Source organism: Rhizobium sp. SU303 (genome assembly GCF_021052345.1).
In the GTDB taxonomy this organism is placed as follows: Bacteria; Pseudomonadota; Alphaproteobacteria; order Rhizobiales; family Rhizobiaceae; genus Rhizobium; species Rhizobium laguerreae.
Genome location: NZ_CP088095.1, coordinates 2,954,690 through 2,970,208, shown reverse-complemented (window position 1 = coordinate 2,970,208; position 15,519 = coordinate 2,954,690). Strand labels below are relative to the sequence as shown.

The following is a 15,519-nucleotide window of genomic DNA, read 5'->3' as shown; positions in this document are numbered from 1 at the left end:
GATATATTCCCGAAACTATCTTCCTGTCAAGATATCTTCCGTGACTCGGATAGAAGGTGTATGTCTCGCTTGTGGTGATATGAGGCAGATAATGATGAATGGAACTAAAGGGGACGGTGACCGCCTCGGGGACGAGGACCGCCCCGGGGAGGACCACGTCGACCGGCTGCGCCGGCAATGGGCGCTGGAACTGCCCGACCTCGACACCGAGCCGATGGCGATCCTGGGGCGGGCTTTCCGGCTGTCGAACCTAGTGCGTCCCAGCATCGAGGCGACGTTTGCCGATTTTGGCCTCGACCGCGGCGAATTCGACGTGATCGCAACGCTTCGCCGTTCCGGACCGCCTTACCTGATGACCCCGACGGAGATGTATTCGGCGCTGATGATCTCCTCGGGAGGCCTGACTCACAGGCTCGACCGGCTGGAGAAGGCGGGACTGATCCGCCGGGAGAAATCGCCGCGGGACGGGCGCAGCGTGCTGGTGGCATTGACCGAGGTGGGTGCGGCACTCGCCGAAAAGGCCTTCCGCACTGACATGGCGAGCGAAGCTTCTTTTCTGCAGGTTCTTGACGGAAAGGAGCGCGAGACGCTTGCGGCGCTGCTGCGCAAGCTGATCGCCGGAATTGAAAATGAGCAGGCGCGGGGAGAGGACGAGAACGAGGGCTGAAGGGAAATCGGAGCCGGCATCGCCGTTCAGGCAGCAACACGCTGCTTTTGCAGCTCATTTACATGGTGGCTGCTTTCGGATATTATATGTCCTTAATCCCATTGGCAGAACCAGCCATCACAAGAGTTGCCGAATGATCCTGAAAAGCCAAGTCGAGTGGGCGCTTCACTGCTGCGCCATTCTCGCGGGCCTGCCAGAGGGCAGGTATCTTTCCACCAAGGCGCTCGCCGAGCTTCATGGTCTGCCGAAGGAATATCTCTCCAAAGCACTGCAGAGCCTTTCGCAGGCATCGCTGGTCGAGACCACGCTCGGTCCGAGCGGCGGCTACAGGCTTGCTAAGACCCCCTCGGATATCAACTTTCTCGAGATCGTCGAGGCGGTCGAGGGGAAGGCGCGCAGCTTCACCTGCACGAACATCCGGGAGAACAATCCCTGCCGGCCGGCCGATTATTGCGACAGCAAGCCCTGCGCGGTGGCGCGCATCATGTGGGAGGCCGACGAGGCCTGGCGGGATACGCTGAGGCGCGTCCGGCTTTCCGATCTGGTCGGCACCTTGTCCGAGGAAGTGCCGGCCGACATTTGGCGGAGCACCTTCGAATGGGTGCTCAAGCGGGCCGGCTGAGCGAGGGGTGCCGATCTCTATGCCTTGAAAATGGTCCTGATGGTTTTCAGGATTGCATGGGCGCTGCGGGCATGTTCCGGGGGCAAGGAGGCGCCGTTGCGGAAACGCTCGGCGCGGCTGGCGAGGTGGTCGGCGATTTCTTCCGCCAGCGCCGGGCGTTCGCTTAGCAGAGGCGCGAAGGCCTCCTGGTCGATCTCATAGGCGGTCACGGGGGTTAGAGCCTCCAGGGTGCAGACTTCCTGCATGCCGGCGAGCAGTCCGGTCTCGCCAAAAAAAGTCGCCCGGCGCGAGCCGTCCGCGTTCCTCGCCTGCGTTCCGCGCCGCGATGATGCCGGCGCGGACCATCATCAGTGAGGGCAGCATTTCGCCCTCCCGCACGATGACGTCACCCTTCCGGAACTGTTGGACAGCCGTGGTCTCGGCGAGTTTTGCCTTTTCATCTGACGTCAGTGTCACAAAGACCGGAATGGCCTCGATCAGTTCGCGTGGTGTCACGCGGGGCGGATGCGCGCCCTCTTCCGTCGGCAGGCCGGTCGTCACGATCGCGGCGCTGGCCGGAGCGGCGAGCAGCAGGCCGGCGGATTTGCAATGGCGGTAAACGAGATCGAGCACCTCGCTTCGCGCAGTGGCGCGCTGGTTCGGGCTCGTCACCCTGAAATAGAGATCGATTTCCAGCGCTGCGGCATCAAGTCCCTTGAGCGCGACCACCGGCGGCGGCTCGCGCAAGATCGAATTGCAGCTTGCCAACGCCGCTTCCATAACGCGCTGGATCGCTTCGGGCATGCGCGTCGGTGCAACGCGGATGGTGAGAGTCAACAGATGGGTTTCGTCCGGCCGGCTGATGTTGGTCAGTCCGAGCTTTGCCATGAAGCTGTTGGGGAGAACGACAACATTGTTGGCGCTGGTCAGGATGTGTGTGGCGCGCCAGTTGCTTTCGACGACGCGCCCCTCGGTGCCGTCGCTCAAAAGAATCCAGTCGCCGATGACATAGGGCCGGCCGAGGGTCAGCGCGATCCCCGAGAAGACGTCGGCAAGCGTATTCTGGAGCGCCAGGCCAAGGATGATGGCGACGACGCCTGAGGTGGCGACGAGGGTTCCGATCGGCACGCCGAAGACGAAGGCCAGGATTGAGAGCGCCATGCCGATATAGACGACGCCGACGACGAGATCCTGCAGCAGGCGCGCCTCGCGCGGGTTTCCCTCTAGCACAAGATAGAGCCGGATGAAGCCGATCACCGCCCAAGCCAGGTGAACCCACCAGAGCGATTTCGCCAGGATGACGAGCAGGGCCTGCGGATCCAGGGAGTCGTATCCCTGAAATCGGTGAGGGTCGATGCCGCTGCCGATAAGGATCAGCGTCATCACGGCAAAGAACAGGATCTGCACCACCAGCCGCGTCGTCGGCCGCTGGCTGGAGAGAAAGTACCAGACGACGATGCCGGCGAAGCCGACTGTTATCAGGGATATCAGAGGTTTGCCGAAAAGAGCGTCGTCAATCATCTCTCGGTCTCCGGGCCGCAGGCCGCATATGATTCAGCATCGTGGCCGCCCGCGCAAGCATCAGGCCTGCGCGGGCCGATACGAGGGTTGAAAGTGTTACAGCGTCCTTTGCGCGTCTGAAAGACGCGCGGCGCTGTAATGCGGATCGTCACTTCTTGAGCGGATAGGTCAGCTCTTTCTGGTTGGTGTCGACGACGAAGACGGCGAGCAGGCGGGCGGGCTTGATCTCGCTGTCGTTGGCGCTGACGCCATGACGGTCGCCCGGCATTTCGGAGAAGCTCTCTCCGGCATGATAGACCTTGACCGGGCCGTCATTGACCTGGCTGCGGATCGCTCCTTCAAGTACGGTGGCGTAGATGAAGGCGGTGTCGGGATGGGTGTGGCCTTCGGAGAAGCCGCCCGGGCCGTATTCGACCAGCACGCCCTTGATGCTCTTACCCGGCACGTTCGGAAGCTCGTGCTCATAGACGAGTGTCACCTTGGCAGACTCGCTGCTGTCATGGGCGCTAACGCCGGTGGCAGCCGGAAAGGCGAGGGCGGCGGCGAGGAAAAATGTTCTGATCATCGGAATCTCCGTGGTTGCTGGATCGGGGGAAGACGCGCCCGAGCGGTCGCGTCTTGAGGGCACGTCAATCATGTCGGCTGGGCGGACTTTGCGAACCACTGCTCGAAGGTGATCGAACCAAGCCGCGGATTGTCGTCGGAAACGAGCGACTGGTCGTTCAGTCTTGCGCCGAAATATCTCGCCTCGACATCAGCCTCGGTGGTGCGTGGGTCTTTCATGGCCTTCAGATAGCGAGCGACGAGCTCGCTGAGACGCGCCCGTTCCGGACCAGCGATCTCGAGCGTCGCGTTGGCGGGAGCAGAGAGGGCCACGTCCGCCATGGCGTCCGCCACGTCGTCGGAAGCAATCGGCTGCACATAGGCCGGCGACAGGTGGACCGTCTGGCCGACCGTTCCCGATTGGGCGATGCCACTGAGGAATTCCATGAACTGCGTCGAATGGACGATGGTGTAGGGAATTCCCGATGCCTTGATCAGTTTTTCCTGGGCAAGCTTGCCGCGGAAATAGCCGCTTTCCTGCAGACGCTCGGTGCCGACGACGGAGAGGGCGATATGGTGCTTGACGCCGGCGAGTTTTTCGGCGGCGAGAAGATTGCGGCCTGAGGTCTCGAAAAATTCGAGCACGGCCTTATCCTCGAAGGACGGCGAGTTGGCGAGGTCTAGCACGACTTCGGCGCCCGAGAGCGCCTCCGCCAGTCCTTCTCCGGTGATCGTGTTGACGCCTGAGTTCGGCGAGGCGGCAATCACGTCATGGCCGCGTTTGCGCAGGCGTTCGACAGTCTTTGAACCGATGAGGCCGGTTCCGCCGATGACAACGATTTTCATAATGGATCTCCGTTCGCTGCCGTGGTGCGGCAGCGTCAAAGGTGAATCTTCTCAATGAATTGCGCGGTTTAGTTCAGGCCAGCCTTATCGAGGCCGTAGGCCTTGTCGGCCGTGCCGGGCACGGTCTTGAAGCCGACATTGACGCGGTTCCAGGCGTTGATCGCCATGACGACGAAAGTCAGATCCGAGATTTCCTTCTCGGAAAGCTGGCCGCGAACTCGTTCGTAAATCTCGTCTGGAATACCTCCCTCGGGAAGCTTGGTCAGCGCTTCGGTCCAGGCAAGGGCTGCACGCTCGCGGGGAACGAACAGATTCGATTCCCGCCAGATGGCGACGTGGTAGAGCCGCAGTTCCGTCTCGCCGTGGATCTTGGCCTGCTTCACATGCATGTCGAGGCAAAAGCCGCATCCATTGATCTGCGAGGCGCGGATCTCGACGAGGGCCTGCAGCTTCTCGTCGATCACGCTGCTCTTCAGCGTCATGCTGAATTCCATGAATTTCTTGAAAAGCTCGTGGGACTGTTGGGCGTAGTTCAGTCGCTGGGTCATGGGTCTCTCCTTTAATTAAGGATATTAAATATCCTTATGGATAAAAGATATCCTTAATTGCTGGACTGTAAAGCCATTCTCGTTTAGTCTGGCTGCATAAAGCCTATGCGCAAAAGTATGAGGGGCAGGGGATGGATATCGTTTCGGCATTGCGGACCTTTCAGCGCGTCGTGGAGACGGGTTCGTTTTCGGCGGCGGCGCACGATCTCGACGTGACGCAGCCGGCGGTCTCGCGACAGGTCGCAGCCCTCGAGGGCCATTTCAACACCCGCCTCCTGCATCGCACGACGAGCGGCCTGTCGCTGACGGCAGAGGGGGAGCGGATGCTGCCGATGGCGCTGCGGATTCTCGAAGCGGTTGAGGAGCTTGGCGATGCGGCCGGATCGGACGGCGCCATGGCCTCGGGAAAGGTCAGGCTCAGCGTTCCAGCACCACTCGGCCTCTATCTCAGCGAGCGGCTCGGCGGTCTTCTCGCCGCCCATCCGAAGCTCTCGGTCGAACTCATCTTCAGGGAGCAGGGCTCTGATATGATCGAGGAGCGCCTGGATCTCGAAGTGCGCTTGGGCCAGGTCGCCGACAGCAGCCTCGTCTGCCGGCGGATCGGCTGGACGACGGCCTTCCTCGTCGCCTCGCCCGCCTATCTCGCGCGCAGGGCGGCTCCCCGCGCACCGAAGGAGATCAAGGACCATGAATGCCTGTGTTACAACAGGGCAGGCGAGGCCAATAGCTGGTCCTTCTCGAACGGTTCGGAAGACATATCGGTCCGGATCTCACCGCGGCTGACTGCCTGCAATGCCGTCGCCATTCATCGGGCAGCCCTTGCTGGAGCGGGTCTTGCGGTGCTTTCGCACATCATCGCGATGCCCGATATCGCCGCTGGCCGGCTGGTGCCCGTGATGAAGGATTTCCAGCCGAGCCGGCTGCCGGTTACCGTCGTCTATCCCTCGCGGCGCAACATGCCGCTGCGCGTCAAGACGGTTCTGGATTTTCTCACCGAGGCTATGGGCCAGGACCCGTCGATGTGCGCCAGCGGCGCGGACCGGCAGTGGAACTGATGATCGTCCCGCCCGGCGATTTGCGGTTTTCCGCCTTGCCTAAAGCCCGCGAATCCTGCCAAGTCCTGCGATCATGCAATTTGCGCCGCAACAAGATGAAGCCCTGAAGGCTGTTTCGAAATGGCTGAAGGAAGGGCGCTCGCCGCTCTTTCGCCTGTTCGGCTATGCCGGAACGGGAAAGACGACGCTTGCCAAGCATTTTGCCGAAAATGTCGATGGCGACGTGTTGTTTGCCGCCTTCACCGGCAAGGCGGCGCAGGTGCTGCGCTCGCGCGGCGCCTCCAACGCTCGGACGATCCATTCGCTGATCTACAGGCCGCGCGGCGAGGAGGCGGTGGAAGACGAGGAAACAGGCAAGACCTCGATCGCGCCGATGTTTTCGATCAACCGGCAAAGCCCGGTCGCGAAGGCAGCGCTGATCATCGTCGACGAATGCTCGATGGTGGACGAGGCGCTCGGCAAGGATCTGATGAGCTTCGGCACGCCGATCTTGGTGCTCGGCGATCCCGGCCAGTTGCCGCCGGTTACAGGCGGCGGCTACTTCACCAATCAGGATCCGGACTACCTGCTCACCGATATCCACCGGCAGGCGCGCGACAATCCGATCATCAAGCTCGCCATGCAGGTGCGCGAAGGCAATGAGGTGATGTACGGCGATTACGGCACTGCCAAGGTGATCTCGAAAAACGAGGTGACGCAGCAGCTGGTGCTCGATGCCGATCAAGTGCTCGTCGGCACCAATCGCACGCGCAGGCGCTACAATCAGCGCCTGCGCGAGTTGAAAGGCTTCAATGCCGATTATCCGCAGACCGGCGACAAGCTCGTCTGCCTGAGGAACGATCCGGCAAAGGGCCTGCTCAACGGTTCGCTCTGGCAGGTGATGACCTCATCCAAGGAAACGACGAAGCCCGGCATCAATCTGCTCGTCCGGCCAGAGGATGACGACATGGACCGGGGCGCGGCCAAGATCAAGCTTCTGAAGCAGGCCTTCGAGGATGTCGAGGGCGAGATTCCCTGGAACACCCGCAAACGCTACGACGAGTTCGACTACGGCTATGCGCTGACCGTTCACAAGGCGCAGGGTTCGCAATGGAACGACGTCGTCCTCTTCGACGAGAGTTGGGCGTTTCGCGATACCAGGGAACGCTGGCTCTATACCGCGATCACGCGCGCGGCGGAGACGCTGACGATCGTCCGCTAATCCTGGTCGTACTCGCGATCAGGTGGCATTCCCGGAGTCAGGGCTGGCGAGGAAGAAACGGTGGCGGCCGTGTCTTAGGCGGATGGTACTAAGCCTGCACGATGCCGAGCAGAACTGCCTTGGCGATGGCCTGGAAGCGGTTGTTGGCGCGGAATTTCAGGATGATTCCGGCTTCCAGGTCACGGGTTTCGTCATGCTTCAGGTCGAGTGCCCGGGCGATTCGCTGGGTGGAATAACCCTCTGCCATCAGTTCCAGGCAACGCCGCTCCTGCGGGGTCAGGCTTGCACTGTCCTGATTGTCGTTTAACGGCGGCTCCTCGATACTGCCGTCGTAGTCCAGGAGGTCGCCGACCTGCTGAAGCTGGCGGTGCAGCGTCGACATCTCCGCCGTCAGTTCGCGCTTGCGCACCTGCAGGGCCTCGCGGAACATCGCCTCGGCCGTTTCCTGCGAATCGGCGTTGCGGAGTTCGTCCATCAATTCCTGGATGACGGCGATCGGCATGCCGGTCTCACGGCAAACGGTAATGACGGCCATGCGCAACACGTCGTCCTGGCCGTAGACCCGCATCAGGCCCATGCGGTTGGCCGAGATTAATCCCTTTTCTTCGTAGAAATGCAGTGTCCTGTGCGTAACCCCGAATGCATTGGCCATATCGGCGATGGGCACGGGACCATCAGGTAGATCCGGCGGTAGCGCGGCTGAAGGCAGGAACCGATATTTCGATCGGGCCTCCGAAGCGATACCGGCGGTGGCAAACAGGCGTTTGGAACCGTCTGGCATGAACCCTCCTGGGGCATGTTGTTGCACCTCATGCGGTTTTGCCAGTTGCTTCCCATGCGCGGCGAGTGGGGTTTCCTCTAGGCGTTCTTCTCATTGGGAAAGAAGCAGTACGCGGCGTACTCTACGCGATACGATGTCCACGTTATGCGTGAACGATCTTTTTTATAAGTGCTAAAAATAATCTCTTTTAAATGGGATAGCAACTTTACCGGCATATTTTGCCGGGTTCTTGGGTGTCTTGCACAAAAACATGTGCTGCACTGCGGGATCTCGCGGTCCTCTTCAAAGATGACGGGAATTACTATCTGCGGTACGCGTGCGGCAAATGCTCAGGGTAATTTCGGCGCTCATCAGCGATTGGCATCGCACCCATTTGTGAATCTCGTTGGCCATCGCCGAGCACTTGGCTTAAAAGCAGGCCTCCCATTTCCGTGACCGATGGATCTCGCCATGCCCGCCAAGCTCTCCGTGAACCTCAACGCCGTCGCCATGCTGCGCAACCGGCGCGACCTGCCCTGGCCGAGCGTCGAAGCGCTCGGGCGTATCGCGCTGAAATCCGGTGCGAGCGGGCTGACGGTGCATCCGCGCCCCGACCAGCGGCACATACGCTTTTCCGACCTGCCTGTGATCCGCAACCTGATCGACGACGAATTCCCCAAGGCCGAGTTCAATATCGAGGGCTATCCCACAGAGGAATTCTTCGAACTGTGCGCCGGGGCGGTACCCGAGCAGGTGACGCTGGTGCCTGACGATCCCGCCCAGGCGACCTCCGATCACGGCTGGGATTTCCGCAAGCACCAGGCGTTCTTGACCGATTCCGTCGCGCGGCTGAAGACGATGGGATGCCGGGTGTCGCTCTTTGCCGACGGCGATGGCGATGTAGAAGCGGTTGAGACCGCTAAGGCGGTCGGCGCCGATCGGATCGAGCTCTATACCGGTCCCTATGGCGGCTGCTTCGACGCGCCGGAGCGGGCGACCGCGAACCTCGAAGCGCTCGGGCGGACGGCGGATGCGGCCCTGGCAATCGGCCTCGCCGTCAATGCCGGCCATGACTTGACGGTCGAAAACCTGCCTGATCTGGTGAAGCGCATTCCCGCTCTTGCCGAGGTTTCGATCGGCCATGGGCTGACCGCCGACGCGCTGGAATACGGCATGGCGGAAACGGTGCGGCGCTTTTGCCGGGCTTGCGGTCAGGCGGTTTGAAGAAGGTCGTTTCCTTCTTGCGTATTGGCGGCGACTAACTTGCCCAGCAAGGTCTCCCGTGCAGCGAATGAGGGCGCAGGATTCCTGTGCTTGTGACATCCGACCCGCAGATCGGCCATATTTCCAACACACGAGCATCTCCTAGTTCTTTCAACCGGGGGGCGCTAGGATGAGAGTTGTTACGCGTCAATTTATGTTTGTCGCGGCGGCATGGGCGTGTTTGCTCTGCTCCGTTGAGACCGGCGTCGCCGATCCCCGGCCGGAAAGATGGGTGGAAAGGTGCGGCGGCGTCTACGCTCTTTGCGGCTATATCGACAGAGCGACGTTAGAACCGCGCATCGATCGCAAGTTCGAAGTTGCGCTTCCTTTCTCGGAGGGGCTGGCCGCCGTGCGCTCCGAGGGGAAATTCGGCTATATCAATTCGAGTGGCGATATGGTGATCGCGCCTATGTTCGATCTTGCCCGCGCATTTCGCAAAGGCCATGCCGAGGTGGTGGCCGGTGACAAGGCAGGAATCATCGACAGGACGGGAAAGCTTGTACTGCCGCCGAATTACGCGCGTGCCATCCCATTCGCGGCCGACGCGGCACTCGTTCGTCCCGGCAAAGCGATCGTGCCGGAATCTTTTGGCTTCCCGCGTTTCATGATCGGGGAACTGCTCTTCGAGAGGGACGATCCACGCTATCTGCTCGTCGATCTGATCTCGGGAAAGATCCTGAAGGACGAGCTGGCCATTAAAGAATTCGACTTCGGTACTTTCGTCTGGGCCGCTCAACCGGGAGATAAACGATACGGATTGCTTGCTCCCGACGGAACCTGGAAGATCGAGCCTCGCTTCGAAACAGTCGGTAAACTCCATGGAAGAAGAGCAATTGTTTGTTATGGCCGGTCGGCCGGACACAAAGATCAGTCCATCCAACGTGACCGGGCCGACACCACCCAATGCGGCGTGATCGACCGGGACGGTCAAACTATTCTCGCCCCACAGCCGTTTAGGATTCATGGGTATCGAAACGGTTTTTACCGTGTGACCGAAGACCAGAAAGCCGGCCTCCTTGACGAGGCGGGACGGTTGCTTGGCGGGCGTTTGTTTGACGATGCGAGATTGCCCGATTATTCCGGTGAGGTGGCCAAGATATTGGTCGACGGCCAGTGGATCGGGCTCAACCGTGCCGGGGATCTGGTGCCCAACCCGGAAGACGGGAAGACGCTGGTGGCATGTCCTTCGGGTATCAAATTCATGCATAGCGGCAGCCGCGTTCAGGTCGTCGGAGCGGACGAAAAGCCGACGGTTTCGTATCTCTTTGACGACACGTACATGACTTGCAAATTTCCCATGTCGGTTCGGTACAATGGAAAATGGGGGTTTCTGAACAAGGACGGCAAACTGCTTGTCGATCCGCCGTCATTTCAGGACCAATATGGTTTCAGCGGTGGCTATGCCGGCGTCAAGGTTGACGGCAAGTGGGGAATACTGGACAGCAGCGGTGTACTGGCCCTCGCTCCCCAGTTCGATGAGATGCAGCCCGATTCCGGCGCCTATGCGGTATCGAAGGATGCGCGGAAGTTTTGGATCGACGCATCAGGACGTGAAGTCGCCGAGCCGCGCCGCCTGGAGGATCGGCAATCAAAGTTGCGTTGCGAACCAGACGGCGGGCAGCGCGTCTCCAGGAATTCGAACGGAACCTTGCTTTGGGGCATTGCGGACGCCGCCGGGAACATTGTCGTCGAGCCGAAATATCGGGCCATCATCTGTTTCCGAGATGGTCTAGCATGGGTTCCGTTTGACGAACGACGAGAATGGTGTGCAATCGATCGGAATGAGCGGAAACGCGAGAACGGCGCGTGCGTCAAGAACTGGGCTGACAGCAATGTCGCAGACGCACGAGCTGAGACAATGTCTGACGATCCCTATGAAAGCGGTGTTCTCTGGATGCGGGCCGAGCTTGAATACGGGCTCGACCTTAGGGAAAAGCCGCCTCGCTTCGTCTCCCAATTCTGAGGACCGGCCGCGGAGCGTCTGTGCCGAGAATTACTCTTCTGGACCAAGGCCAGAATATACTGCGTCCCTGTCCTCGGGTTAGACCCAAGGACAGGGATTAAACGATCGTTGCCTCAGGCGGTGAGCGCTGCCTTGTGCTCCACGAAGAAATCCCTCAGCGGCTGCGGCTGTTTGCCGGTCAGCTTGGTGAAGTCTTCGGTGACGATGTCGAACTTGCCCGCGCGAGTGTTGGCGTCGGCAGAAACTAGCATGTCGGCGACGAAACCGGGAAGGCCGGCGCCGCGCATGCCCTGGCCGAGTTGTTCGTCGGTGACGTCGATCACTTCGAGCGGCTTGCCGGCGACGTCGGAAACGATGGCGGCAATCTGCCGGCTGTTCAGCGACTGGGTGCCGGTCACCGTATAGGTGGCGCTCTCGGATGTGCCGGAGGCAAGAGCTGCGGCGATCGCCAGGGCGCAGTCGTCACGCGAGATGGTCGAGATCTTGCCGCCGCCCGTGGCGCTGTACCATTTGCCGCCCTGCAGATTGTGCGGCATGCCGTGCAGATAGTTGTCGTGATACCAGGCATCGCGGATGATCGTATGGGCGATGCCGCTTGCTTTGATGGCGTTTTCGCTGCCGAGATGATCGGGCGCGAAGGTGACGAGCGAATTGTCCGGCGCCGGCATCGAGGTGTAGGCGATATGCTTGACGCCTGATTTGACTGCCGCCGCGACGGCCGCCTGGTGCTGGGCGAGGCGCTTGCCGGGAGTATCCAGTGCGTCGGTGCTGATGATCAGGAGCCGGTCGACACCGGCGAAAGCCTTCTCCAGACCTGCGGCGTCATCGAAATCGGCCTTGCGGGTGGCGACGCCCTTCTTTTCGAGGTCGGCCAGCTTTTCCGGGCTGCGGGTTGCCGCGACGATGTTGCCGGGGGCGACCTTGTAGGTCTCGATGAGGTGATGGATGACACGCTGGCCGAGCTGCCCGGCAGCGCCGGTGACCAGGATGGTTTCGCTCATACGTCGTTTCCTTCTGTGTTGTGCTGGCTGTGTTGTGCCAGTGGTCTCAAAAAGAGAGTAACACTAGAATAGGAATTGACTTGGCGGTGTAAAGGAGGCAGTTTTTCGGCTCTACGTTACCAAAAGGGAACCAGCAGATGAGTACCGCGGTCGTCAATCTGAAGAACCGGATGCCGGGGGCGCGGCGCGAGATCGATCTCGCCGGCCTGGATTTCGGCAATTGCCCGGTCAGGGACATGATGCAGCAGATCGGCGGCAAATGGTCGACGCTGCTACTCGAGGTGCTGGCGGATCGGCCTTATCGGTTTGGCGAGCTGCGGCGGATGATCCCCGATATTTCGCAGCGCATGCTGACGCAGACACTGCGCGACCTACAGAGGGATGGTTATATCGACCGCGAGGTTTTCCCGACCAAGCCGCCGAGTGTGGAATATTCGATGACCGAACTTGGACGTTCGCTCTACCAGCCGCTGTCGCAGCTTCTGAACTGGGCGGAAGCGAACCATAATGCCGTTCGCGCCGCCCGTTCGCGATTTGATTCCGCCGATAGTTAGGCTTCCTTGCCGCGTCCTTCCGTCAGGAACAGCAGGAAGGCCAGCGCCGGGAAGCAGAAGCCGATCCAGGCCGTCATCGTCCAGCCGCCGGTCGCATAGGCCCAGCCGCCGACGGCCGAGCCAAGTGCGCCACCGGCAAAGAAGGTGGCCATGAAGAGGCCGTTGAGCCGGCTGCGATGTTCCGGGTTCAAGCCATAGATGGCGCGCTGGCCGCAGACGAGATTGGTCGTCACCCCGAAATCGAGCATGATCGCGGCTACCGTCAGCAGGATCATGGCGGCGAGCGAGCCATCGCTTGCGAAATGGCTGATCAGGAAGGACGCCATGCCGAGCAGCATGGCGATTGTCGAGGCGATCTTGGTCATGCCGCGATCGGCAAGCCGGCCGGCAATCGGCGAGGCGACGGCGCCGGCGGCGCCGGCGAGCGCAAAGAGCGCGATGCCGTTCTGTGTCAGGCCGAAGGCGGGACTTGCGAGCAGCAGCGGCGTTGTCGTCCAGAACAGGCTGAAGGCGCCGAACATGCCGGCCTGATAGAGTGCCCGGCGCTGCAGCACGCGCGAGGTCAGTGCCAGGTGGCCCATGGAGGCGAGCAATTCGCCGTAGCGTAGCCTGGTCGTCGGCCGGCGGACCGGCAGGTTGGCGCGGAGCACGACGGCGAGCACGAGCATGAGCGCTGCAGTAACGAAGTAGACCACATGCCAGGAAGAGGCTTCGGCGACGAAGCTTGCGAAGGGGCGGGCGAGCATGATGCCGCAGAGCAGGCCGCTCATGACGTTGCCGACGACCTGGCCGCGCGTGGCATCAGGCGCCATGTTGGCGGCAAAGGGAACCAGGACCTGAACTGCGACTGATGAAAGGCCGATAGAAAGCGAGGCGACGAGGAAGGCCGTGGGTGTCGAGGACAGCGCCGCGCCGATCAGCGCAACGGCAGAGACGGCGATCAGCATCAACACCAGACGGCGGTTTTCAGTGAGGTCGCCGAGCGGCACGATCAGCAGCAGGCCGAGGCCGTAGCCGATCTGCGTCAGCGTGACGATCAGGCCGGTGGCGGCAGGCGTGAAACCGAGATCGGCGCTGATCGGGCCGGCGAGCGGCTGGCCGTAATAGAGATTGGCGGCCACCAGCCCGCAGGCGGCGGCGAAAAGGAAGGTGAGCCAGGGGGATAGCGCCCGGGGAATGGCCTCATCCGGCGTGGTGGCTGAAATGCTCATCGGAAACTCCGGTATTCAAAGATTGGAAGGACTGAATGCAAAAATGCTGGCTGCGGCCACCCGATCCTTGACCGAATGCCGGTATTTCTCTCGTCCACGGTGCGGACTTTTCAGGTCACGAGCTTCATCGCGGCCTCGGCCGCGGACAGCATCTCTTCCCTGCTGCGTCCTGTTTTGCCGATGACGCGCAGGCCCTTGGTAAAGCAGAGGAAGGCGAGGGCGGCAGCAGCCGGTTCTACCGTCTTCGGAATGGTGCCGTCTGCCTGGCCGATGCGGATGAGATCGGCCATCAGCTTTTCGTCCGCGGCAAAGGCCGTCACGACGTGGGCAGCGGCTTCCTCGTCAAGCAGGGCGAAGTCGTTGGCGCCGCCAACGACGAGACAGCCTTTGCGGCCGGCTTCGCCATAGGAGAGCTCGGTATAATACATCACCATCTGGAAGACCTTCTCGCGACCCGTCTCTGCAGACGCGATCATCGCTTCCAGGCGCCGTCGGCCGAGTTTTCGATAATGGGCAAAAGCAGCGAGAAAGATGCCGCGCTTGTCCTTGAATGCCTTGTAGATGCTCCCCGAAGCAAGGCCCATTGCTTCGGTCAATTCGCTGATGGCGGCGGCGTGGTAGCCGCGTTCGGAAAAGACCCGTAGGGCCGAATCCAATGCGGCGTCCATGTCGAACTCGCGCGGCCGACCACGGCTGCGGGTTTTTTCATCTGATACGAGGCTGTCAACGGTCATGACCGCCTAATTAGGGAATGATCGTTTCCAAATCAAGCGGAATTTTGGCGATGCAGCAAATTCAAAGATCGAGCACCCAGTTCTGGCCGTTCGCCTCGGGGCCGAACATGCGATGTCTCTCCTCGGAGACAAGGCGGAAGCCCGCCTTGACGTAGATGGCGCGGGCGGTCTCCAGCATGTCGTTGGTCCAGAGCGAGAGCTCGCGGTAGCCCTTCTCCCTGGAGAAGCGGATGCATTCGTCAACCAGCAATTTGCCGAGCCCGAGGCCGCGGGCTGATTTGTCGACATAGAGCAGGCGGAGCTTGGCGATGCCGTCGCCGCCATTGGTGACCAGGACGGAGCCGACATTGACGCTGCGGCGTTCGGCGATCCAGCAATATTCCTTGGCCGGATCGAAATTGGCGAGAAATTTTCCGGCGACCTCGGCGACCAGCGCCTCGAAGCGCAGATCCCAGCCATATTCTTCTGCGTAGAAGCGGCCCTGGCTCTGAACGATCCAGCCGATATCGCCGGCGCGGTGGGCGCGGATAATGGCCGGCGCGGACTTTGCCGCCGGGTCGAGCAGGGCGCGGATCGTATGCATCGCGGAGACCGCTGCCTCCGGTTCGCCGTTTGCGAGATTGTCGAAACGGGCGGCGATCTGCGCATTGGCGCGCCGGCACAGTTCCTCGAATTGCCCTCGTCCCCGCTCGGTGACAGCGATGACCTGGCTGCGCAGGTCGGTCGGGTCCGGACTGGTCTCGATCAGCCCCTCGGCGCGGAAACGTTTGAGGATACGGCTGAGATAGGCGGGGTCGAGATGCAGGTCGCGGGCCAACGCCACGGCGCTGACGCCGTCATGCGAGGCGATCTCGAAGAGGATGCGGGCATCGGTCAGGGTGAAGGGGGTGTCGAGATAGGCCGTGTTCAAGAGGCCGAGGAAGTTCGTATAGAAGCGGTTGAAATCGCGGGCGGCTTCGATAAGGGCGATATCGGACATGACAAAAAACTCCAAATGGAGATTTTTGCGAGGCGAAGTCGGCCAACTCCTCGGCGTCATGCTCGGGCTTGT

The 15,519-nt window shown here is 61.2% G+C and carries 15 protein-coding genes and 1 pseudogene; 7 read left to right on the top strand and 9 right to left on the bottom strand.

Going from position 1 to position 15,519, the window contains the following annotated elements; translation table 11 throughout:
• The first annotated feature begins 91 nt into the window (after positions 1-91).
• Positions 92-667 carry a MarR family winged helix-turn-helix transcriptional regulator gene (locus RlegSU303_RS14935; RefSeq protein ID WP_131644814.1) on the top strand — a complete coding sequence of 192 codons (576 nt, stop codon included), beginning with the start codon at positions 92-94 and terminating at the stop codon, positions 665-667.
• Between the two features lie 133 nt (positions 668-800).
• A complete protein-coding gene (locus tag RlegSU303_RS14930) occupies positions 801-1,289 on the top strand; it encodes an RrF2 family transcriptional regulator (RefSeq protein WP_017961224.1) in 489 nt (162 codons plus the stop codon).
• A gap of 17 nt (positions 1,290-1,306) precedes the next feature.
• Here RlegSU303_RS14930 and RlegSU303_RS14925 read toward each other — a convergent pair.
• The 4 genes and pseudogenes from RlegSU303_RS14925 to RlegSU303_RS14910 form a co-directional block, all read right to left on the bottom strand.
• A pseudogene (locus tag RlegSU303_RS14925) lies at positions 1,307-2,789 on the bottom strand (cyclic nucleotide-binding domain-containing protein).
• Between the two features lie 148 nt (positions 2,790-2,937).
• On the bottom strand, positions 2,938-3,354 hold the full coding sequence (locus RlegSU303_RS14920) for a cupin domain-containing protein (RefSeq protein ID WP_131620291.1): 417 nt from the start codon (positions 3,352-3,354) through the stop codon (positions 2,938-2,940).
• A 68-nt stretch (positions 3,355-3,422) separates the two neighbouring features.
• Positions 3,423-4,178: an SDR family oxidoreductase gene (locus RlegSU303_RS14915; protein WP_017961221.1), complete on the bottom strand. Its 756-nt coding sequence runs from the start codon at positions 4,176-4,178 to the stop codon at positions 3,423-3,425.
• A 68-nt stretch (positions 4,179-4,246) separates the two neighbouring features.
• Complete coding sequence (locus RlegSU303_RS14910; RefSeq protein ID WP_131620292.1) at positions 4,247-4,726, bottom strand: carboxymuconolactone decarboxylase family protein; 480 nt, start codon at positions 4,724-4,726, stop codon at positions 4,247-4,249.
• Between the two features lie 131 nt (positions 4,727-4,857).
• Between RlegSU303_RS14910 and RlegSU303_RS14905 the strand changes: the two genes are divergently transcribed.
• On the top strand, positions 4,858-5,781 hold the full coding sequence (locus RlegSU303_RS14905; protein WP_131719127.1) for a LysR family transcriptional regulator: 924 nt from the start codon (positions 4,858-4,860) through the stop codon (positions 5,779-5,781).
• 73 nt (positions 5,782-5,854) lie between these two features.
• Positions 5,855-6,982, top strand: coding sequence for an ATP-dependent DNA helicase (locus tag RlegSU303_RS14900; protein ID WP_003541249.1), 1,128 nt, complete (start codon positions 5,855-5,857; stop codon positions 6,980-6,982).
• An 88-nt stretch (positions 6,983-7,070) separates the two neighbouring features.
• Here RlegSU303_RS14900 and RlegSU303_RS14895 read toward each other — a convergent pair whose 3' ends face one another.
• The gene (locus RlegSU303_RS14895; RefSeq protein WP_065280625.1) at positions 7,071-7,763 is read right to left on the bottom strand and encodes a MerR family transcriptional regulator; all 693 of its coding nucleotides are present in this window, start codon (positions 7,761-7,763) and stop codon (positions 7,071-7,073) included.
• Between the two features lie 450 nt (positions 7,764-8,213).
• Between RlegSU303_RS14895 and RlegSU303_RS14890 the strand changes: the two genes are divergently transcribed.
• Positions 8,214-8,966, top strand: coding sequence for a pyridoxine 5'-phosphate synthase (locus RlegSU303_RS14890; RefSeq protein WP_131628462.1), 753 nt, complete (start codon positions 8,214-8,216; stop codon positions 8,964-8,966).
• A 169-nt stretch (positions 8,967-9,135) separates the two neighbouring features.
• Positions 9,136-10,968 (top strand): WG repeat-containing protein, encoded by a 1,833-nt coding sequence (locus RlegSU303_RS14885; protein ID WP_231283207.1) that lies wholly within the window; start codon positions 9,136-9,138, stop codon positions 10,966-10,968.
• A gap of 113 nt (positions 10,969-11,081) precedes the next feature.
• Here RlegSU303_RS14885 and RlegSU303_RS14880 read toward each other — a convergent pair whose 3' ends face one another.
• A complete protein-coding gene (locus RlegSU303_RS14880) occupies positions 11,082-11,969 on the bottom strand; it encodes an SDR family oxidoreductase (RefSeq protein ID WP_131628461.1) in 888 nt (295 codons plus the stop codon).
• Positions 11,970-12,106: 137 nt separating this feature from the next.
• On the opposite strand from RlegSU303_RS14880, the gene RlegSU303_RS14875 reads away from it, so the two are divergent.
• Complete coding sequence (locus tag RlegSU303_RS14875; protein ID WP_131628460.1) at positions 12,107-12,523, top strand: winged helix-turn-helix transcriptional regulator; 417 nt, start codon at positions 12,107-12,109, stop codon at positions 12,521-12,523.
• Here RlegSU303_RS14875 and RlegSU303_RS14870 read toward each other — a convergent pair.
• From RlegSU303_RS14870 to RlegSU303_RS14860, 3 genes are all read right to left on the bottom strand, one after another.
• Positions 12,520-13,734 carry an MFS transporter gene (locus RlegSU303_RS14870; RefSeq protein ID WP_131719126.1) on the bottom strand — a complete coding sequence of 405 codons (1,215 nt, stop codon included), beginning with the start codon at positions 13,732-13,734 and terminating at the stop codon, positions 12,520-12,522. The genes RlegSU303_RS14875 and RlegSU303_RS14870 overlap by 4 nt on opposite strands.
• A 110-nt stretch (positions 13,735-13,844) precedes the next feature.
• Positions 13,845-14,468: a TetR/AcrR family transcriptional regulator gene (locus tag RlegSU303_RS14865; RefSeq protein WP_131719125.1), complete on the bottom strand. Its 624-nt coding sequence runs from the start codon at positions 14,466-14,468 to the stop codon at positions 13,845-13,847.
• Between the two features lie 61 nt (positions 14,469-14,529).
• Positions 14,530-15,447 (bottom strand): bifunctional helix-turn-helix transcriptional regulator/GNAT family N-acetyltransferase, encoded by a 918-nt coding sequence (locus RlegSU303_RS14860; protein WP_131719124.1) that lies wholly within the window; start codon positions 15,445-15,447, stop codon positions 14,530-14,532.
• Between the last annotated feature and the right edge of the window lie 72 nt (positions 15,448-15,519).